Raw genomic sequence first — 19,342 nt, 5'->3', positions numbered from 1 at the left:
GGCGCCGCGTCGGAGTCGGCCTGGGCGCGCGGTGGTGCCGGGCGCGAGGCGCCGGGGTCGGCCCTCGGCGCGGACGTGCCGGCGCGCCGGGGGAGGCGCCAGGTTCGGCGTAAGGCGCAGATCGCCAGGGTGCGGCAGTGGCCAGGGGCGGGGGTGCCGGGGCGCGAGATGCCGGGGCGCGGGGGTGCCGGGCGCGAGATGCCGGGGCCGCGGGATGCCGGTGCCGCGGGGTGCCGGGGCCGCGTGGTCAGGCGGCCGCGGCGAGGCGGGCCGCCGCGCGCGGGCGCAGCCGGCGCACCGTGGCCGGGGAGCCACCGTAGCGCTTGTGCCCACCCGGGAACGCGAGCCGCGCGAGCCGTCGCAACACCGTGCCGTACTGCCGCGGCAACGAGCCCGACGTGTAGGGCAGCCCGTAGCGCCGGCACACGTCGCGCACCTTCGGCGCGATCTCGGCGTAGCGGTTGCTGGGGACGTCGGGGAAGAGATGGTGCTCGATCTGGTGGCTGAGGTTGCCCGTCATCAGGTGGAACAGCGGGCCGCCCTCGAGGTTGGCCGAGCCCAGCAGCTGGCGCACGTACCACTGCCCGCGGGTCTCGCCCTCGAGCCGTGACTCGTCGAAGGTCTCGACGCCGTCGGGGAAGTGCCCGCAGAAGATCACGGCGTGCGACCACACGTTGCGCACCACGTTCGCGGTGGCGTTGGCCGTCAGCGTGCTCAGCGCGCCGGGGCCCGACAGCAGCGGGTACAGCAGGTAGTCCTTCGCGAGCTGCCGACGTGCCTTGCGCCAGATCGTCGCCATCTGCGCCTTGGCCTCCGGCCAGGGCTTCGTGCCCTCCTGGACGCGGTCGAGCTCGATGTCGTAGATCGCGATCGCCCACTCGAAGAACGCCGACAGCCCGAGGTTGTAGATCGGCTGCAGCAGGTACACCGGGTGCCAGGGCTGCTCCGGGGTGACCCGCATGATCGCGTAGCCCAGGTCGCGGTCCTTGCCGCGGACGTTGGTGAACGTGTGGTGCTCGTAGTTGTGCGAGCGTTTCCACATCTCCGCGGGCGAGACGTGGTCCCACTCCCACGTCGTCGAGTGGATCTCGGGGTCGCGCATCCAGTCCCACTGCCCGTGCAGGATGTTGTGCCCGAGCTCCATGTTCTCCAGGATCTTGGCGACGGACAGCGCCGCCGTCCCGGCCACCCACGCCGCGGGGACGCGCGAGAACAGCAGCAACGCCCGGCCGCCCGCCTCGAGGCCACGCTGGGCGCGCACGATGGACCGGATGTAGCGGGCGTCGGCCTCGCCGAGGCTGTCGACGACCTCCGCTCGGATGGCGTCGAGCTCGGCGCCGAGGGCGTCGATCTGCTCGTCGGTCAGGTGGGCGTCGATCACGGGAGGCATGCGGCGTCCTAGAGGTCGATGGTGACGTCGCCGGTCGGGGCCGAGACGCAGGTGCGGACGGACTGTCCGGGGGTGTCGTGGAGCTCGCCGGTGCGCAGGTCGCGGACCGCGCCGGAACGCAGCGGGCCGACGCACGTGTGACAGATGCCCATGCGGCAGCCGTTGGGCAGCAGGACGCCCGCGGCCTCGCCGGCGGCGAGCACCGGGGTGCCGGGGGCGGCGTCGGCGACGATGCCGCTGCGCCCGAACGTGACGCGCCCGCCGGTGCCGGCGGCGTCGTCGTAGGTGGGCGGGCGGAAGCGTTCGACGTGCAGCGCCGCCGGGTCGCCCGCGCGGTCCCAGTGGTCGACGAGGTCGTCGAGCATGTCGGCGGGCCCGCACGCCCAGGTCTCGCGGGCGCCCCAGTCCGGGACGACGCAGGAGAGCCCGGCGGGGTCGAGCCGTCCCTCGGTCGCGGTGTGGCGCTCGACCAGGCGCATCCCGGTCCGCGCCGCGAGCGCGCGCAGTTCCGGGCCGAAGACGACGTCGGCGGCGGTCCGGTCGCTGTGCACGTGGACCGCGCCGTCGAGGACCGACGGGCGCGTCGCGGCGAGCGTGCGGACCATGCTCATGACCGGCGTGATGCCGCTGCCGGCCGTGACGAACAGCAGCTTCTCCGGCGTCGGCGCGGGCAGTACGAACTCCCCCGACGGCGGGGTGATCCGAACCAGGGCGCCCGGGCGCAGCCGCCGCGCCAGCAGGGTCGAGACCGCGCCGTCGGGCACGGCCGTCACCGTGACGGCGAGCAGGGACTCTCCCGGTCGCGACGTGACCGAGTAGCTGCGCCACGTCCAGACGCCGTCGACCGGTACGCCCAGCCCGACGAACTGGCCCGGCCGGTGCGCGGGCAGCGGGGTGCCGGGGCGCAGGAACAACGTCGTCGCGTCCGCGGTCTCCGGCCGCACCTCGACGACGCGGGCTCCCGGCGCGCGGCCGGACCGCAGCGGCCGCCAGACGGACAGGAAGTCCTCCGGCAGCAGCGGCGTCGTCAACGCGCGCGCCGCGGCGAGGACACGACGTCCGAGGGGAGCCATGTGATCAACGGTATGCAGCGGCCCCGCACCGCGGCCACGCCGTCGGCAACGGGGAGATAACGGGTTCTGTTGCAGGAGCCACAAGCCCCGTCACCGGCGGTCGACGAGCTCGCCCAGGACTCTGACGTTATGCCGCTGACCTGCGCAAACGACTCAGGGACGGAAGGCGAGGGCGGACCGGACGAGGTCGTCGTTACCGGTCGCGAGCCAGCCGTCGGGACGCACGAGGACGTCCTCGAAGCCGATCCGGGTGTCCTTGCCCATGCGCATCGCGTACTCGAGGACCGGCCAGGCCCCGTCCTCCTCGCCGTGCAACATCACGGGGACGGGGAGCGAGCCCAGCGCGCGCAGGATGCGCACCGCCTCGGCGACGGCGGTCTCGGGATCGGACACCGTCGACTCCGCGAGCACCCGCACCGTCGACGGCGGGACCCCGTTCTGCCGGAGCGTGACCGCGTCCCCGCTGGTCCACACGCCCAGTTCGACGCCGATCCCGGCGTTCGCTGCCGCCTTGCAGACGTCGACCCAGCCCTTCTCGTGGACGTTGACCGAGCACACGTCGGGCTTGCCGGCGCCGAGCCGGGCCCACGCCGTGACGGCCTCCATCCGCTTGCGCGGATCGGGCTGGATCCAGCGCCCCGTCGTCACGCCGATCTCCATGTTTGGGACCTCGCTGCGGATCAGTGCGACGGCGTCCCCCACGTGCACGGGGTCCAGGGTCTCCTCGCCCTCCGGCCCGCGGGGGTGCACGTGCACCGACGTGAGGCCGAGCCGGGCGACGGCGCGCGCGTCGCGGGCGAGATGGCGGGCCTGGATGGGCAGCGCGGGGTGCGCGTCGGCCGGACGCGACCCGTTCAGAACCGCCTGCAACACCCCGTGGCCCTCCTTCGTCTGCGCGAGCCTAGCGACTGCGGCCCGGCCGCGACGTGGTCGAGCCGCGCCCGCACAGTCGATCACATCCGGGGCCGTTCGTCGTGTGGCCGCGCCGGGTCGGTCGGCGACGTCACCGAACCGGTTCAGTCATTGCGCCCGTTCGGGTCCGGGCGTCACCCGACGTCGGCTGTCCGTCCCCTTCGGACACCGGACGGGGTCGCGGTCGTGAACGGCGGGCCGAGCGGGCCGGGGTCATCCGCGACGGCCAGCGGGTCGTGTCGGCGGCCGGGGGCGCGGGGGGCCGCGCAGAGCGGAGCAGCGCCGAGCCGGTCAGGCGTCGCCGATCGTCGCGACCTTCCGCGCCGCCTCCGGGCCGTCCGCGAGCAGGACGCCGAAGCCGGCCTCGTCGAGGATGGGCACCCGCAGCTCGAGCGCCTTGTCGTACTTCGAACCCGGCGCGTCACCCGCGACGACGAACGAGGTCTTCTTCGACACCGAGCCCGCCGCGCGACCGCCCCGGGCGGCGATCGCCTCCTTGGCCTCGTCGCGCGAGTACCCCGCCATCGACCCCGTGACCACGATGGACATGCCCTCCAGCGTGCGCGGGACCGACGTGTCGACCTCGTCGACCATCCGCACCCCCGCGGCCCGCCACTTGGCCACGACGTCGCGGTGCCAGTCGACGGTGAACCAGTCGCGCACGGCGGTCGCGATCGTCGGGCCGACGCCCTCGACGCCCGCGATCGGGGCGATCGCCGCGGCGAGGGCCTTCGCCTTCGCCCGCGCCGCCTCCCGCGCGGCCCTGGCCGCGGCGACGGCGGCGTCCTCGGCGGCAGCGGCAGTCTCGGCGGCGGTGCCGTCCTCTGTAGCGGCGCCGTCCTCGGTAGCGGCGCCGTCCTCGGTAGCGGCGCCGTCGTCCCCCGTCGCCCCCGCCTCGACGGGACCGCCACCCCCGGAGCCCGGGATCTCGCCCTCCCCCGGGTCGTCGGCGTCGGCCGCGGACCCGTCGGAGGTGATCTCCACCCCTGCCTTCGCCGTCTCCTCGGCGGCCCGGGCCGCCGCGTTCTCGATCGCCTCCAGCGACCCGAACTCGCGGGCCAGCGCCTGGGCCGCCGTCGGCCCGACATGCCGGATCGACAGGCCGACGAGCACCCGCCACAGCGGCCGGTCCTTGGCCTTCTCCAGGTTGTCGAGCAGCTTGCGGCCGTTGGCGCTGAGCACGCCGGCCTTGGTGCGGAAGAGGTCGACCCGCAGCAGGTCCTCCTCCGTCAGCGCGAAGACGTCGCCCTCGTCGGCCACCACACCTGCGTTGAGCAGCGCGGTGGCGGCCTCGTAGCCCAGGCCCTCGATGTCGAAGGCGCCCCTGCCTGCGACGTGGAACAGCCGCTCCCGCAGCTGCGCGGGACAGGACCGGGCGTTGGGGCACCGGATGTCGACGTCGCCCGCCTTCTGGTGCGCGAGCTCGGTACCGCACTCGGGGCAGTGCGTCGGCATCACGAACTCGCGCTCGGAACCGTCGCGCACGTCGATGATCGGCCCGAGCACCTCGGGAATGACGTCGCCCGCCTTGCGGATGACGACCCGGTCGCCGATCAGCACGCCCTTGCGGCGCACCTCGTCGGCGTTGTGCAGCGTGGCGAGCGAGACCGTCGAGCCCGCGACCGTGACCGGCTCCATGAACGCGAACGGGGTGACCCGCCCGGTACGACCGACGTTGACCCTGATGTCGAGGAGCCTCGTGGTGGCCTCCTCGGGCGGGTACTTGAACGCGATCGCCCAGCGCGGGGCCCGCGACGTCGCGCCGAGCCTGCGCTGCAGCGCCACCTCGTCGACCTTGACGACGATCCCGTCGATCTCGTGCTCGATGTCGTGGCGGTGCTCGCCCCAGTACTCGACGTGCGCGACGACCTGGTCGATCCCCTGCACGATCTTCGTGCGCCCCGACACGGGCAGACCCCAGGCGCGCAAGGCGTCGTAGGCCTGGGACAGCCGCTCCGGGTTGAAACCCTCGCGCTTGCCGAGGCCGTGGCAGATCAGCCGCAGGTTGCGCGACGCGGTGACCCGCGGGTCCTTCTGCCGCAACGAGCCCGCGGCGGTGTTGCGCGGGTTGGCGAACGGCGGCTTGCCGGCCTCGACCAGCGAGGCGTTGAGCGCCTGGAAGTCCTCGAGGCGGAAGTAGACCTCGCCGCGGACCTCGAGCAGCGCGGGCACGGGGAACTCGGCGGTGCCGGTGAGCTGCTCGGGCACCTCGGCGAGGGTGCGCATGTTGAGCGTGACGTCCTCGCCGGTGCGCCCGTCGCCCCGGGTCAGTGCCCGGACCAGCTTCCCGTTCTCGTACAACAGGTTCACCGCGAGTCCGTCGATCTTCAGCTCGCACAGGTAGTGCACGTCGGTGCCGATCTCGCGGCCGACGCGCTCGGCCCAGGTGCGCAGCTCGTCGGCGCTGAACGCGTTGTCGAGGCTGAGCATCCGTTCCAGATGGTCGTGCGCCGCGAACTCGGTGGCGAACCTGCTGCCGACCTTCTGCGTCGGCGAGTCCGGCGACACGAGATCGGGGTAGCGCTCCTCGAGCGCCACGAGCTCCCGCCACAGCTCGTCGAACTGGCCGTCGGACACCACCGGCGCGTCGAGCACGTAGTACCGGAACTGGTGGTCGGCGACCTCGGTGGCGAGCGCGGCGTGCCGCTCCCGGTCCGCGTCGGGCGCGGGCTCGGGCGCGGGACCGGTGGACGTCTCGGTGCTCACGCGGGAGAGGTTAGTGGCGGGCACCGACAGAGTGCCTCAGGAGAGCCCCAGGTCGGCGAGCCGGTCGAGCTGGTCGGGGTCCGGCGCCCAGTGGTAGCAGACCAGCTCGTCGACGCCCAGGTCCGCGAAGTCCCGCGCTGCGGCGACGACGGCGGCGGGCGCGGTCAGCAGGCCCGCCGCCATCCGGTCCGCGTCGCCGGTGAACGCGTAGTACGCCCGCATCGAGGCACGCGCGGCGTCGGCGACCGACGGCGGCCCGAGCGACGTTGACCTGTGCGACGTTGCGCGGCATGCCTTCCCGGCCCGCGGCGACCCACTCACGGGCGACCGTCGCCAGCAGTGCCTCCGCCCACGACGGCGCCGCGGCGCAGAGCAGCCCGTCGCCGTGGCGGGCGACACGGGCCGACGCGGCGGGCCGGAAGGCGCCCAGCAGGATCTCGGGGCCGCGGGGGCGCAGCGGGGCCGGTCCGACGCCGGTCGTCCCCGCCCACTGGGAACGCAGGTCGCGCAGCTGGGCGTCCAGGCGTGCACCACGACCACGGGGGTCGACGTCGGCGGCGGCGAAGTCGTCGTCGCGACCTCCGATCCCCAGCCCCAGGGTGAAGCGGCCGCCGCAGAGCCGGTCGAGCGTCGCGACCTGGCTGCCCAGCAACGCGGTGGCGCGCAACGGCGCGAGCAGGACCTCGGTCTGCAGCCGGATCCGGGCCGTCGCCCCGGCAAGGACGGCGAGGGTGACGAGCGGCTCGGGGTTGTGCCAGACCAGGCGGTCGAGCAGGCCGAGCGTGGCGAACGGGCCGGCGTCGGCGCGGGCGGCCCAGTCGTGCAGGACGGCCGGGTCGTCGACGGGCAGACCGATTCCGATCGTCATCGGGAGGAGCTCCTTCGGGCAGGCGGATTCAGGACCGCCCGCTCCTGGCGAGGATCACGCCGGCGTCCCTCTGCGGCATCGTTCTCGCGGAACCACCTGTCGGAGTCGTCGACGACGCCAGCGCGCCCCGCCGCGTCCCGTCACCGCTTTCCGGCTCACCCCCGTGGGCTCGCGGCAAGTCCTGTCGAGGCCCGACCCTGGAGCGGACAGCGTCAACCTGGGGTTGACATCTGTTTCGCGTCAACCCGCAGTTGACATATGGACGACACCTCCGCCGGCCGTCCCGCCGTCCGGCTCGACGACCTCATCGACACCGTGCACCACCGCAGCCCCACCCCCGACCCGCTCGACCGGCTGGGACAGGCCGTCCTCGTCGCCGACGACCTCGGGGAGGCCGCCGACCACCTCGTCGGCCACTTCGTCGACCAGGCCCGCCGGACGGGTGCGTCCTGGACCGAGATCGGGCGGGCGATGGGCGTCACCAAGCAGGCGGCGCAGAAGCGCTTCGTCCCACGGGCCGGGGAGGAGGACCTCGCCGGCGGCCTCTACGCGCGCTTCACCCCGCGCGCCCAGAACACGGTGCTCGCGGCCCAGCAGGCCGCGCTGCGACTGCAGGCGGCGGAGGTGACCAGCCGGCACCTGCTTCTCGGGCTGCTGACCGAGCCGCAGGCGATCGCGGGCGAGGCGCTGCGCCGGCTCGGTGGCGGCGACCTCGCCCGCATCAGGGAGACCGCCGAGGCCGGTGCCGGGCCGGCCGTCGAGGATCCGCCGCCCAACCCGCCGTTCAGCAGCGGCGCCCGCAAGGTACTCGACCTGACCCGGCGTGAGGCGCTGCGTCTGGGGCACAACTACATCGGCACCGAGCACCTGCTGCTCGGCATCCTGGCCGACCCGGGCGACGGCGCCGCGACGGTGCTCGCCGGTTTCGGGGTCGAGCACGCCGCCACCGGGGCGTTCGTCCACGAGGCCCTGGCGGCGGTGACGGCCGCCAGGAGGCCCACGTGAACGGAGGTCAGGCCAGCAGCTCCCGGACCGCACCGAGCAGGGTCACGACCGAGCGCTCGGTGGCGGCGTGGCCCATCAGACCGATCCGCCACGCGCGGCCGGCGAAGTCGCCGAGCCCGCCGCCGACCTCGATGCCGTACTCGGCCAGCAGGCGCTTGCGCAGCGAGCCCTCGTCGAGGCCGTTGGGCAGCGTCGTGGCCGTCAGCTGCGGAAGCCGGTGCGACTCGGGCGCGATGAGCCCGAAGCCCAGCTCCGGCAGCGCCGACTGCAGCAGCCGGCCGATCCGGTCGTGGCGCGCCCAGACCTGCTCGACGCCCTCCTCGAGCAGCCGGCCCAGGCCCGCGTGCAGCGAGTACGCCAGCGTCGAGGACGCCGTGTGGTGGTAGGTGGGCGGGCTCGCGAGGAAGTACTCGTGCAGCAGCCCGAGGTCGAGGTAGAACGACCGGACCGGCGTCTTCCTGGCCTTCATCCGGGCCACCGCGCGCGGGCCCAGCGTCACCGGCGCGAGGCCGGGCGGGGCGCCGAGGCACTTCTGCGACGCGGAGTACGACGCGTCGATCTGCCAGGCGTCGACCTCGAGCTGCGTGCCACCGAGGGCGGTCACCGCGTCGACCAGCAGCAGCGTGTCGGTCTGCGCGAGGGCGGGACCGATCGGGGCGACGTCGTTGCGCACACCCGTCGACGTCTCGGCCGCGACCACCGCCAGCACCGCGGCCTGCGGGTTGGCCTGCTGGGCGGCGACGAGGTCGGCCGGGTCGATCGGGGTGCCCCACGGCGCCTCGACGCGCACGACCTCCGCGCCACCGCGGCGCGCGACCTCGCACAGCCGCTCGCCGAAGTACCCGTTGACCCCGACGATGATGGTGTCGCCGACCTCGAGCAGCGACGCGAGGCAGGCCTCCATGCCGGACGAGCCGGTGCCGCTGACCGGCAGCGTCAGCTCGTTCCCGGTGCGGAACACCTGCTGCAGCTGCTCGCGGATCTCGCGGATCACCGCGAGGTACTCCGGGTCGAGGTGGCCGAGCACGGGGCGGGCGAGGGCCTCCATGGCCTCCGGGTACGGCTCGGAGGGGCCCGGGCCGAGCAGCAACCGATCTTCGTGCATACCGGCGACGGTACTCTCCACCCCCGCACGGCCGAACGACCGGAGCGCGGGACGCCCGGGCCCGCAGCGAGGGGTGACGATGCTGGTGGCCTGCGACGACGGGATCGTCCTCACCGGCGAGCACCACGAGCGGCTGGTCGAGGCGCTCCCGTTGGGCGTCGAGGCAGAAGCTCTCGAGGGTGCGCTGGCCGACTGCCGCACCGTCACCCACCTCGGCACGACCGTCTCCGCGAGCCGCGAGATCGCGTTCGACCTGCGCACCGCGATCCGCCTCTACGAGCGCGTCCCACTGGGTGACCACGACGTGGAGCTCACCCTCGACGACCCGACCCTGCTGGCGTGGCTGCGCGGCCGCGGCGGCGAGGTGGAGGTCGTCGCGCCGTGAGGAGGCCACCCGTTCTGCAGGAACGGCACTTTCCCGCAACTGGGCTGCGGGAAAGTGCCGTTCCGGCAAGTCGGGGAGCGGCTCTGCAGGGCCTCAGCGCTCGTCGACGTCCTTGTCCCCCGTGGGGTCCAGGAACGCCTCGCCCAGCTGCCGGCACAGGCCCAGGGCGGTGCGGGCCCAGTCGGGGGTAGCACCGGCGAGGCCGCAGGTGGGCGTCGGGACGGCCAGTTCGGCGAGGCGGTGCCGGGCGAACCCGAGCCGGTCGGCGAGGTCGAAGGCGCGCTGGGCGAGCACCGCCACCTCCGGCGTGCGGGCGGGCGCCGTCGTGCGGACGAGCCCCAGCATGATCGGCGTCCCGGCGTCCCAGACCTCCCCGACCGCGTCGAGCGCGGCCGGCAGGGCGGTGTCTCCGGAGATCGCGCGACGGGTTCCGTCGATCCCGACGGCCGCGGCGCCGACCCCGGCGAGGAGCTTCATGGGCGGGTCGTCCGCGCAGCAGTGCAGGACGACCGGGGACCCGACGGCGGCGAAGGCGTCGACGGCGTCGCGCAGCAGGTCGGCGGCGTCGTTCTCCTCGATCGCGCGGACGGTCCCGTAGCCCGACGCCGTCGGCAGCGAGCCACGCAGGACGGCGGGCAGGGCCGGTTCGTCGAGCTGGACGACGACCCGGGCCCCGGTCCGCGCCGCGACCTCGGCGACATGTCCGCGGAGCCCCTCCTGCAGGCTGGCCGCGAAGTCGCGGACGGCGCCGCGGTCGGTGAGGACCCGGTGCCCGGCGTGCGTCTCGACGGTCGCGGCGAGCGTCCACGGGCCCGCGGCCTGCACCTTCACCCAGCCGGGCCGGATCGCGTCGCAGGCCTCGTCGAACGCGTCGAGGTCGCCGCGCATCAGGTCGACGGCGCGGCGATGGTCGCGCCCGGGGCGCTGGGTGACCCGGTAGCCGGTCGGCACGACCTCGACCGCGATGTCGACGAGCAGGCCCGCGGTGCGGCCGGTGAGGTCCGCGCCGACACCGCGGCCGGGCAGCTCCGGGACGAACGGCATCGCGCCCACCTCGCCCGCCACGATCGCGGCCGCCTCGCGCACGTCGGTGCCGGGCATCGAGCCGACGCCCGTCGCGATGCCCGCGGGCCAGCGCGGCAGGTCCTCGGGCTCCTCGTCCTCCTCGGGTGTCGTGACGACGATGCCGCCCCCGACCTGCGGCGGAGCGGGGGCGCCCGGCACGGCGTCGGCCAGGCCGGCGGCGGCCAGGGCCGCGGAGAGCGGGTCGGCGGGGGCGGGCGGCGCGACGCCGCCGAGCCCGGCCTTCGCCAGCGCCTCGGCGAGCGCGTCGGCGGCGGGGTCGCTCTCGGAAGTCATGGCCGACGGTCTATCAGATGGGCCTGCCTCAGGCCTCACTCACAGGAGGGTGACCAGCGACGCCGCGACGTGCTCGGCCAGCTCCTCCGGGGAGAGGGCGCCTGCCGGGTCGTACCAACGCCGCAGGTAGGCGAGCGAGCCGAGCGCGAGGTACGTCCCGATCAGGGCGTCCCCCCTGTCACCGGCCACCTCCGCCGCCACCTCGCGGAAGACCGCGGCGTGCTCACGGGACAGCTCGCGGACGCGGGCGTCGAGCACCGGGTCGGGCAGGTGCATGAGGAACAGCGGCGCGAACGACGGGTAGTCCCGCAGCTCGACGAGCGCCTGCGACACGAACAGCCGCCGCAGCCGGTCGACCGCCGGCCCGCCCGAGGACGCGACCTCGCGGAGCCGGGCGACGACCTCGGCGGTCGCGTTCTGCACCGCGGCGAGGAACAGGTCCTCCTTGGACGGGTAGTAGTGGTAGAGGCTGGCGCCGCGCATGTCGAGGCGCGCGGCGATCTCCTCCAGGCTCGCCCGCTCGTAGCCGCGCTCGGCGAACACCTCGGCGGCGACGCGCTCCATGAGCCGCTGCCGCTCGGCCCGTTTCCGGGCCACCCGTGACACGGGCGCGCCGACCGATCCCACGGAGGTCACACCGGCAACCCCAGGCCGCGCGCGATCAGCATCCGCTGCACCTCCGACGTCCCCTCGCCCACGGTGAGGATTCTCGCGTCCTGATGGTGCCGCGTCGACGCGGTCTCCTCCATGAAGCCGTACCCGCCCGCGAGCTGGGTCGCGGTGTAGCCCGCGGAGTTGGCGAGCTCGGAGGCGACGAGCTTCGCGATCGCGGCCTCGCGCTCGATCGGCAGCCCGCGGTCGTACTTCCAGGCGCCGTCGTAGGTGAGCACGGTGGCCGTGGCGACGGCGGCGGCGATGTCGGCGACCTGGAACGCGACGCCCTGGTGCCCGCCCAGCGGCCTGCCCATCGAGGCGCGCTCCCCCACGAACCGCACGCTGTCGACGAGACAGCCCCGCGCGACGCCGATGCTCATCGCGGCGATCGGCAGCCGCGCCCACGTCAGGAAGCGCAGCGCCTCGCGGTAGCCGCGGCCCTGTTCGCCGAGCAGGGCGTCGGCGGGCAGGCGGACGTCGTCGAAGTACAGCGGATGGGTGTCCGACGAGCGCCAGCCCTGCTTGGCGTACGCGGGCCCGACGGTGACGCCGGGCGCGTCGAGCGGGACGAGGAACGCCGAGACGGGTGGGCGCCCGGTGCCGGGGTCGTCGTCGGTGGCGGCGAAGAGGATCACGTAGCGCGAGAACGGCGTGCCGGAGTTCGTGATGAACTGCTTGGCGCCGTTGATCACCCAGTCGTCGCCGACGCGGCGGGCGCGGGTCCCGATGTTGCCGGCGTCGGACCCGCCGGAGGGTTCGGTGAGCCCGAAGGAGACGAAGGTGCTGCCGGCGGCGGCGCCGGGGACGATCTCCTTGAGCAGGTCGGTGCGGTCGGCCGCGAGATGCACGAGCAGCGCGACGCTGATCGCCTGGACGTGGACGGTGACGGCGAGGGAGGAGTCGACGGTGGCGATCTCCTCGGCGGCGAGGCAGGCGGAGCGCAGGTCGGCACCGGCGCCGCCGTACTCCTCGGGCGCGAGCAGCCCGAACGCGCCGAGCTCCCCCGCGGCCTCCACCAGTTCGGGCGAGAAGCGGGCTTCCACGTGGCGCTGGGAGGCGCCGGGGGAAACGACGTCGGCGCAGAACCGCCGGACCGCCTTCTGCCACTCGCGGTGCTCGTCGTCGAACGCCCAGGGCACGTCGTAGATCGCGCCGGTCCGAAGCTCGTCCGTCATGAAGTTCCCCCCAGTACATGGACGACGGCACACGCCACGTCCGTCCCGACGATCCCGCCGAGGTTCTGCGCCATCGCGATCCGGGCGCCGTCGACCTGCCGGGCACCGCCGCGGCCGGTGAGCTGGGTGTGCAGCTCGACCAGCTGGGCGACGCCGGTCGCGCCGATCGGGTGCCCGCGTGCCAGCAGCCCGCCGCTGGTGTTGACGGGTCGGGCCCCGCCGAGCCGGGTGGTCCCGCCCTTGACCAGGGCCTCTTCCGAGCCGGACGCACACAGCTGCAGCTGCGCGTACAGCTCCAGCTCGCCGACGGCGGTGGCGTCGTGCAGCTCGACGAGATCGAGGTCCTCGGGTCCGAGCCCGGCGCGCTCGTACGCAAGGGATGCCGCACGCGAGACGGCCGTCGGCATCGAGGCGTCGTCCCCGCGGCCGCTGGTCATGGCCGACGCCAGGACGCGGACCGGCCCGGGCGAAGCGGAGAGGACGACCGCGGCCGCCCCGTCCCCCATCGGCGCGCACATCCGCAGCCGCAGCGGCCCGACGATCGCGCGCGACGCCAGCACCTCGGCCGCGTCGAGCGGGGTCCGGTACTGCGCCAGCGGGTTCAGCGAGCCGTGGGTGTGGTTCTTGGCCGCGATCTCGGCGAGCAGGGACTCGTCGAGGTCGTCGCGGCCGGCGTAGTGGTCCATGAAGATCGTGCGGTCGGTGGGGGGTTCGGGATGCAGCGCGCGCATCTCCTCGAGGTCCATCGACGCGTCGAAGGCGCGGAAGGCCTTCTCCCGGTCGGGGTGCACGAGCTTCTCGTAGCCGACGACGAGCACCCGCCGGTGCAGCCCCGCGACGACCGACTGCCACCCGAGGTGTGCGGCCACCGCCCCGGAGGCACACGCGTTCTCGGTGTTGACGACGGGCACACCCCGGATCCCGGTGCCGCGCAGCACGACCTGCCCGCGCACCGACTCCTGGCCGGTCATCAGCCCGTCGACCGCGTTGCCGACGACGACCGCGTCGACGTCGGCGGGTCCGAGCCCGGCGTCGGCGAGCGCGGCGGCGACGGCCTCCTCGACGAGGTCGCGCGGGCTGCGGTCGAGGTGGCGCCCGAACCGGGTCATGCCCGATCCCTGGACGAACACGTCGGTCATGCGCCGTGCACCCGCCGGTCGTGGCCCGCCCAGTGCGGTTCACGAAGCACCTTGCGCTGCACCTTGCCGACGACGCTCTTGGGCAGCGGTTCGGTCGTGATCTCGACGCGGCCGGGCTTCTTGTAGGAACCGAGCCGGTCGCGCACGAGTGACACGACCTCCTCGGCCTGCAGCGTCGACCCGGGGGCGACGACGCAGACCGCCATCGGCGTCTCGCCCCACTTCTCGTGCGGCACACCGAACACGGCGACCTCGACGACCTCGGGATGGTCGTTGATCGCGCTCTCCAGCTCGGCGGGCCAGATGTTGAACCCACCGGAGACGATCATGTCGTCGGCCCGGTCGAGCACGTACAGGTAACCGTTGACGTCGAGGCGGCCGATGTCACCGGTGCGGACCCAGCCGTCGATCAGCCGGGTCCGGGTGTGGACGTGGCCGGGGTCGTCCCAGAACTCGCGCATCTGGCCCTCGCACTGCGCGTAGATCTCGCCCTCCTCGCCGAGGGGCAGGACGGTCTCCCCGTCGGCGTCGCGGATCTCGATGCGCACGAACGGCAGCACCCGGCCGGCGGCGCGCATCGGCGTCGAGCCGGGCACGTCGGAGAACCACTCCGCGGGCGTCATCTCGGTGAGCGGCACCGCCTCGGTCTGCCCGAACACCTGGTGCATGACCTCACCGAACACGCGTCGGCCCGCCTGAGCCGTGGCGTCGGTGATCGGGGCCCCGCCGACGAGCACGCACTGCAGCGCCGACCAGTCCCGGCCCGCCGCGGAGGGTTCCGCACTGAGCATCTGCACCATCGACGGCGGCGCGAACATGTGCGTCACGGCGTGGCGCTCCATCATGTCGAGCACCTTCACCGCGTCGAACCCGCCGAAGAGCAGGTTCGCGCTGCCGTGCAGCCACGCGGGCAGGAACAGGTAGCCCGAGGCGTGCGAGATCGGTCCCGCGTGCCCGACGACGCTGTCGAGCTGCAGCAGCGGGAGCCGGCAGTACCAGTTGCGGCAGTTCACGAGCCAGTCGTGCTGGGTGTAGCCGACGCCCTTGGGCCTGCCCGTCGTTCCCGCGGAGTGCCGGATGACGTACCAGTCGTCGTCGCCCACGACGACGTGCGGGTCCTCGGCCGGCTGCGACGCGAGCCAGTCCTCGTACCCGGCGTCGCGCACGACGATGTGACGCAGGCAGTCCACGGTCGCGTCGAGCCCCTTGACGCCGTCGGCGTACGCGGCGTCGGTGAGCAGCACGACGGCGCCGGTCTGGCCGATCATGTGCGCGTGCGCCTCGGCCGAGTTGCGCGCGTAGAGCGGCACCCGCACGGCCCCGGCGATCGCGGCGCCGATGAAGAGATCGGCCGCGCCGAGGTTGTTGTCCTCCAGGCCCGCGACCCGGTCGCCCGGCCGGACGCCGAGCGCGATCAGGGCGTTGGCGAGCCGGACGCCACGGTCCCAGGCCTCGCCATAGGTGAGCGAGCGGTGCTCGTCGATCAGCGCGGTGCGGTCGCGGTGGAACGCGACGGACTGCCGCATCATGTCGGCCACGTACACGGCGGACCTCCTCGCCGACGCCGGTGTCGGACCCTCCGAGCATGGCCCCGCTCGCCCAGAAGTTCAAGACATCAGCAGAATTTCTGCTCATTCATAGGGGTTGTCCGGGGATCGCCGTCGCCAGGCCTGGTGATCCGGGTGGTTCGCGGGAAGGCGGAGCCGGGTCGGCATCCGGGCGTGTTCGGGTTCGGCACCGACGCAGGAACGGGCCGCCCGGGCGCGGGACCGCGGCGAGTGGTCCGCCGGAGGCCCCCTATCGGCCCGCATACGATGCCCTGACGAACACCTGACGAAAGGCGGCGAGCGTGGCGAAGGGGTACTGGGTCGTGACCTACCGGTGGGTGACCGACACCGACGCACTCGCGAGGTACGGCGCACAGGCGGCGCCGGTCGTGCTCGAGGCCGGGGGTCGCTTCGTGACCCGGGGCGGGAAGGTCACCGCACGGGAGCACGGGCTCGCGGAGCGCACCGTCGTCGTCGAGTTCGCCGACTACGACGTGGCCGTCGCGACCTACGAGAGCCAGGCCTACCAGGACGCCGTCCGCATCCTCGACGGCGTCGCCGAACGGGACTTCCGGATCGTCGAGGGCGCCGCGTAGCGCTCACCGCTTGCGGCAGCGGGCGTCGAACAGGCAGTAGAGCCCGAACACGGCCAGCCCGGCGGCCAGCGCGAGCAGCAGTGCCGGGCCGTAGGGCTGGGCGCCGAGCGTCTGCACGCCGGCGTCGAGCCCGACGGGCTGCGCGGGGTCGTAGCGCACCGCCGTCCGCACCGTGAGGACGCCGGCGGTCAGGTAGGCCAGCCCCAGCGCCACCCAGCCGACGTGCCCGGCGAGCACCCCGAGCCGGCCCAGGCGCGGTCCGCAGCGCGACAGGTCCAGGTCGCGACGGAACCCGCCCCGCAGCCCGCGCCACACCGCGAACCCGGCGAGCACCGCCACCCCGACACCTGCCGCCCCGACCAGCCACTGGCCGCCGGGCCAGCGCAGCACCGTGCTCAGCACCGAGCCCTGCGACGACCCGCCCGCGGCGATCTTCGCGGCCGAGACGGCGAGCGTCGCGAAGATGCCGGCCTCCGCCAGGTCGATCGCGCCGCGCAGCACCCGGCGCCCGACGGACGGCCCGCGGTGGCCGAACACCACCTCGGCGAGCGTCCAGAGGGTCAGCGCGGCCAGCCCCGCGACCGCCAGCCACAGGGCGACCCGGCCCACCCCGGTCTCGGCGACGGTCGCGAGCGCGCCGGTCTTGTCGGCGCGCTCCCGGTCGCCGAACGCGACCTGGACGGCCAGCGACGCGATGACGAGGTTCACCGCCCCGTAGGCGACGAGCCCGATGCGGCCGAGGACACGGACCGGCTTCGACGTGGCGACGTCCTCGGCGGTGTCGGCCGCACCGGTGTCGGGGCCAGCGGTGTCGGGGCCAGCGGCGTCAACCGGGTGCGTGTCCGTCGCGACGGTGTCCGGGTCGTCGGACGGGCGGTACAGGACGTCGTCGGGCACACGCCACCTCCGGTCGGCCGGAGCGCAGCATGACCCTTTCGAGCGGTTCGCGCCACTCGTCCGGGTGGCGGTCAGCGGGCGGCGCTGATGACGGCACTGCCGAGGACGACGTCACCGCCGGGATCGGGCCGGTAGAACGCCGCCGACTGCCCGGGCGCGACCCCGCGCAGCGGCTCGCCCAGCTCGACGTGGAGACCGTCGCGGGCGGTCGGCCATGCCGTGGCCGGGGCCAGACCGCCGTGCGCGCGGACCTGCACGACGCAGCTCACCGGTCCGTCGGGCGCGGTGCCGCAGCCCCACACCGGGGTCTCGGTGTCGATCTCGCGGACGTCGAGCGCCTCGGCCGGGCCGACCGTCACCGTCGCGCTCACCGGCTCGATGCCCAGCACGTAGCGGGGACGGCCGTCGGCGGCGGGCCGGTCGACCCCGATCCCCTTGCGCTGCCCGACGGTGAAGCCGTGCACGCCTGCGTGGTCGCCGATGACCTCGCCGCTCACCGCGTCGACGATCGGGCCCGGCCGCGCACCGAGCCGCTCGGCCAGGAACGCCCGGGTGTCGCCGGAGGGGATGAAGCAGATGTCGTGGCTGTCGGGCTTGTCGGCGACCCGCAGGCCCCGCTCGGCGGCCTCGGCCCTGACCTGCGCCTTCGGGGTGTCGCCGATGGGGAACAGCGCGTGCGCGAGCTGGAACGGTGTGAGTACCGCGAGCACGTAGGACTGGTCCTTGCCGTCGTCGACCGCACGCCGCAGGACACCGTTGGAAAGACGTGCGTAGTGCCCGGTGCAGACGGCGTCGAAGCCGAGCGCGAGCGCCTTGTCGAGCAGCGCCGCGAACTTGATCCGCTCGTTGCAGCGCACGCAGGGGTTCGGCGTGCGGCCCGCGGCGTAGGCGGCGACGAAGTCGTCGACCACCCCGGCGGAGAACGGCGCGGCGAAGTCCCACACGTAGAACGGGATGTCGAGCACGTCGGCGGCACGGCGCGCGTCGTCGGCGTCCTCGCGCGAGCAGCAGCCCCGCGATCCCGACCGCAACGCATCGGGTGTCTCCGACAGCGCGAGGTGGACGCCGACCACGTCGTGGCCCGCATCGACCGCGCGGGCCGCGGCAACGGCGGAGTCGACCCCGCCGCTCATCGCGGCGAGGACCCTCATCGCGCGACCGCCCGTGGCGTTGCCTCCCTGCCCGGCTGCTGCGCCGCCGCGGGGCGACGGTGCGCCGCCGCGTTCTGCCCGGCCCGGCGGGCCCGCTCGACGACCGGCCCGATCGCCGCGGCGAGGGCGTCGACGTCGCGCGCGGTGGACGTGTGGCCCAGCGACAGGCGCAGCGAACCGCGCGCCGTGGCCTCGTCGGCGCCCATCGCCAGCAGCACGTGGCTGGGCTGCGGGACCCCCGCGGTGCACGCCGAGCCGGTGGCACACTCGATGCCCTGGGCGTCGAGCAGCATGATCAGACTGTCGCCCTCGCAGCCGGGGAACGACAGGTGCGCGTTGCCCGGCAGCCGCGACGGGCCGCCGTCGATCGTGTCGGTGCCGGGGTCGCCGTTGAGGACGGCGTCGGGCACCGCCGCCCGCACCCGCTCGACGAGCTCGTCGCGCAGCGCGCCGATCGTCGCCGCCCGCCGCGGCGCGTCGGCCACCGCGAGCTCGACGGCGGTGGCGAGCCCGATCACCGACGGGGTGTCGAGGGTGCCGGAACGGACGTCGCGCTCCTGGCCGCCGCCGTGCAGCAGCGGCGTCAGCGACACGCTGCGGCCCAGCAGGAGCACACCCGCGCCGTAGGGCCCGCCGAGCTTGTGGCCGGTGAGGGTGAGCGCGTCGGCACCGCAGGCGGCGAAGTCGACCGGCAGGATGCCCACGGCCTGCACCGCGTCGGTGTGGAACGGCACGCCGAACTCGTGGGCGACGGAGGCGAGCTCGCGGATCGGGTTGACGGTGCCGACCTCGTTGTTGGCCCACATGACCGACACCATCGCCGCGCTGTCGGGGTCGCGTTCCAGCGCCGCGCGCAGCACCTCGGGGCGCACCCGGCCCTCGGCGTCGACCGGCAGCAGCTCGACGTCGGCGCCCTCGTGCTCGGCGAGCCAGTCGGCCGAGTCGATGACGGCGTGGTGCTCGACGGCCGAGACCAGGACCCGGGTGCGCCGGGCGTCCGCGTCGTGCCGGGCCCAGTAGAGGCCCTTGACCGCGAGGTTGTCGCTCTCGGTGCCACCCGTGGTGAAGACGACCTCGGACGGCCGGGCACCGACCGCGCCCGCGATCGTCTCGCGCGCCTCCTCGACCCGCCGGCGCGCGCGCCTGCCGGAGGAGTGCAGCGCGGAGGCGTTGCCGGTCGTCCCCATCGCCTCGGCGACGGCGGCGACGGCCTCCGGGATCATCGGCGTCGTCGCCGCGTGATCCAGGTACGCCACGGCGCCGTGGGAGCCGGTCGACCCGGTCCCGGTCGCGTCGGTCACTGAGCTCACGAGGTCCTGCCCGTCCCTGTCCGTCGTCAGGACGTCCAGGGTAATCGCCGTCTCCCTCGGGCCGTCCGCG

At 74.3% G+C, this 19,342-nt stretch carries 17 protein-coding genes; 3 read left to right on the top strand and 14 right to left on the bottom strand.

All coding sequences use genetic code 11. From position 1 onward, the window contains the following. Nucleotides 1–247: 247 nt before the first annotated feature. The 5 genes from PSED_RS09100 to PSED_RS09080 form a co-directional block, all read right to left on the bottom strand. Nucleotides 248–1,390: a fatty acid desaturase family protein gene (locus PSED_RS09100; protein WP_013673957.1), complete on the bottom strand. Its 1,143-nt coding sequence runs from the start codon at nt 1,388–1,390 to the stop codon at nt 248–250. A gap of 8 nt (nt 1,391–1,398) precedes the next feature. Next, on the bottom strand, nt 1,399–2,463 hold the full coding sequence (locus PSED_RS09095; protein ID WP_013673956.1) for a ferredoxin reductase: 1,065 nt from the start codon (nt 2,461–2,463) through the stop codon (nt 1,399–1,401). 153 nt (nt 2,464–2,616) lie between these two features. After that, nucleotides 2,617–3,336 carry a 3-keto-5-aminohexanoate cleavage protein gene (locus tag PSED_RS09090; RefSeq protein WP_013673955.1) on the bottom strand — a complete coding sequence of 240 codons (720 nt, stop codon included), beginning with the start codon at nt 3,334–3,336 and terminating at the stop codon, nt 2,617–2,619. A 330-nt stretch (nt 3,337–3,666) separates the two neighbouring features. Next, nucleotides 3,667–6,105, bottom strand: a complete 2,439-nt coding sequence (gene ligA, locus PSED_RS09085) for an NAD-dependent DNA ligase LigA (protein WP_013673954.1) — start codon at nt 6,103–6,105, stop codon at nt 3,667–3,669. Beyond that, nucleotides 6,092–6,949: an LLM class flavin-dependent oxidoreductase gene (locus PSED_RS09080; RefSeq protein ID WP_013673953.1), complete on the bottom strand. Its 858-nt coding sequence runs from the start codon at nt 6,947–6,949 to the stop codon at nt 6,092–6,094. The genes ligA and PSED_RS09080 overlap by 14 nt, the downstream gene beginning before the upstream one ends. Nucleotides 6,950–7,207: 258 nt before the next feature. Here PSED_RS09080 and PSED_RS09075 point away from each other — a divergent pair, with 258 nt between their 5' ends. After that, nucleotides 7,208–7,954, top strand: a complete 747-nt coding sequence (locus PSED_RS09075) for a Clp protease N-terminal domain-containing protein (RefSeq protein ID WP_013673952.1) — start codon at nt 7,208–7,210, stop codon at nt 7,952–7,954. A gap of 7 nt (nt 7,955–7,961) precedes the next feature. Here PSED_RS09075 and PSED_RS09070 read toward each other — a convergent pair whose 3' ends face one another. Beyond that, complete coding sequence (locus tag PSED_RS09070) at nt 7,962–9,059, bottom strand: pyridoxal-phosphate-dependent aminotransferase family protein (protein WP_041759441.1); 1,098 nt, start codon at nt 9,057–9,059, stop codon at nt 7,962–7,964. A gap of 79 nt (nt 9,060–9,138) precedes the next feature. On the opposite strand from PSED_RS09070, the gene PSED_RS09065 reads away from it, so the two are divergent. Then, a complete protein-coding gene (locus PSED_RS09065) occupies nt 9,139–9,444 on the top strand; it encodes a hypothetical protein (RefSeq protein WP_013673950.1) in 306 nt (101 codons plus the stop codon). Between the two features lie 93 nt (nt 9,445–9,537). Here PSED_RS09065 and PSED_RS09060 read toward each other — a convergent pair whose 3' ends face one another. Genes PSED_RS09060 through PSED_RS09040 form a run of 5 tightly spaced genes read right to left on the bottom strand, consistent with a single transcriptional unit; the run spans nt 9,538 to nt 15,315 of the window. Then, complete coding sequence (locus PSED_RS09060; protein ID WP_013673949.1) at nt 9,538–10,803, bottom strand: uroporphyrinogen decarboxylase/cobalamine-independent methonine synthase family protein; 1,266 nt, start codon at nt 10,801–10,803, stop codon at nt 9,538–9,540. A 39-nt stretch (nt 10,804–10,842) separates the two neighbouring features. Continuing rightward, nucleotides 10,843–11,439, bottom strand: coding sequence for a TetR/AcrR family transcriptional regulator (locus PSED_RS09055; RefSeq protein ID WP_013673948.1), 597 nt, complete (start codon nt 11,437–11,439; stop codon nt 10,843–10,845). Further along, a complete protein-coding gene (locus tag PSED_RS09050) occupies nt 11,436–12,632 on the bottom strand; it encodes an acyl-CoA dehydrogenase family protein (protein WP_013673947.1) in 1,197 nt (398 codons plus the stop codon). The genes PSED_RS09055 and PSED_RS09050 overlap by 4 nt, the downstream gene beginning before the upstream one ends. Next, nucleotides 12,629–13,771 (bottom strand): thiolase family protein, encoded by a 1,143-nt coding sequence (locus PSED_RS09045; protein ID WP_013673946.1) that lies wholly within the window; start codon nt 13,769–13,771, stop codon nt 12,629–12,631. Before PSED_RS09045 ends, PSED_RS09050 begins: the two co-directional genes overlap by 4 nt. Continuing rightward, entirely contained in the window at nt 13,768–15,315 is a 1,548-nt protein-coding gene (locus tag PSED_RS09040) for a class I adenylate-forming enzyme family protein (RefSeq protein WP_013673945.1), read from the bottom strand. Before PSED_RS09040 ends, PSED_RS09045 begins: the two co-directional genes overlap by 4 nt. 305 nt (nt 15,316–15,620) lie before the next feature. Between PSED_RS09040 and PSED_RS09035 the strand changes: the two genes are divergently transcribed. Further along, nucleotides 15,621–15,914: a DUF1330 domain-containing protein gene (locus PSED_RS09035; RefSeq protein WP_013673944.1), complete on the top strand. Its 294-nt coding sequence runs from the start codon at nt 15,621–15,623 to the stop codon at nt 15,912–15,914. Nucleotides 15,915–15,917: 3 nt separating this feature from the next. Here the strand turns inward: PSED_RS09035 and PSED_RS09030 are convergent, their stop codons facing one another. The 3 genes from PSED_RS09030 to PSED_RS09020 form a co-directional block, all read right to left on the bottom strand. Continuing rightward, nucleotides 15,918–16,811, bottom strand: a complete 894-nt coding sequence (locus tag PSED_RS09030) for a DUF1206 domain-containing protein (RefSeq protein WP_013673943.1) — start codon at nt 16,809–16,811, stop codon at nt 15,918–15,920. A gap of 71 nt (nt 16,812–16,882) precedes the next feature. Then, the gene (gene mnmA, locus PSED_RS09025; protein ID WP_013673942.1) at nt 16,883–17,962 is read right to left on the bottom strand and encodes a tRNA 2-thiouridine(34) synthase MnmA; all 1,080 of its coding nucleotides are present in this window, start codon (nt 17,960–17,962) and stop codon (nt 16,883–16,885) included. Further along, nucleotides 17,959–19,218, bottom strand: coding sequence for a cysteine desulfurase family protein (locus tag PSED_RS09020; RefSeq protein WP_049803637.1), 1,260 nt, complete (start codon nt 19,216–19,218; stop codon nt 17,959–17,961). The genes mnmA and PSED_RS09020 overlap by 4 nt, the downstream gene beginning before the upstream one ends. Nucleotides 19,219–19,342 lie beyond the last annotated feature (124 nt).

It is taken from the genome of Pseudonocardia benzenivorans CB1190, from assembly GCF_000196675.2.
Classification (GTDB): Bacteria; Actinomycetota; Actinomycetes; order Mycobacteriales; family Pseudonocardiaceae; genus Pseudonocardia; species Pseudonocardia benzenivorans.
The sequence above is the reverse complement of the archived record's forward strand: the minus strand, read 5'-3'. Positions and strand labels throughout refer to the sequence as shown.

Bases quoted from the DNA above. Each gene is read 5' to 3' on its own strand.
- PSED_RS09100 (WP_013673957.1), bottom strand. From the start codon at position 1,390: ATGCCTCCCGTGATCGACGCCCACCTGACCGACGAGCAGATCGACGCC.
- PSED_RS09095 (WP_013673956.1), bottom strand. From the start codon at position 2,463: ATGGCTCCCCTCGGACGTCGTGTCCTCGCCGCGGCGCGCGCGTTGACG.
- PSED_RS09080 (WP_013673953.1), bottom strand. From the start codon at position 6,949: ATGACGATCGGAATCGGTCTGCCCGTCGACGACCCGGCCGTCCTGCAC.
- PSED_RS09075 (WP_013673952.1), top strand. From the start codon at position 7,208: ATGGACGACACCTCCGCCGGCCGTCCCGCCGTCCGGCTCGACGACCTC.
- PSED_RS09070 (WP_041759441.1), bottom strand. From the start codon at position 9,059: ATGCACGAAGATCGGTTGCTGCTCGGCCCGGGCCCCTCCGAGCCGTAC.
- PSED_RS09065 (WP_013673950.1), top strand. From the start codon at position 9,139: ATGCTGGTGGCCTGCGACGACGGGATCGTCCTCACCGGCGAGCACCAC.
- PSED_RS09060 (WP_013673949.1), bottom strand. From the start codon at position 10,803: ATGACTTCCGAGAGCGACCCCGCCGCCGACGCGCTCGCCGAGGCGCTG.
- PSED_RS09050 (WP_013673947.1), bottom strand. From the start codon at position 12,632: ATGACGGACGAGCTTCGGACCGGCGCGATCTACGACGTGCCCTGGGCG.
- PSED_RS09045 (WP_013673946.1), bottom strand. From the start codon at position 13,771: ATGACCGACGTGTTCGTCCAGGGATCGGGCATGACCCGGTTCGGGCGC.
- mnmA (WP_013673942.1), bottom strand. From the start codon at position 17,962: ATGAGGGTCCTCGCCGCGATGAGCGGCGGGGTCGACTCCGCCGTTGCC.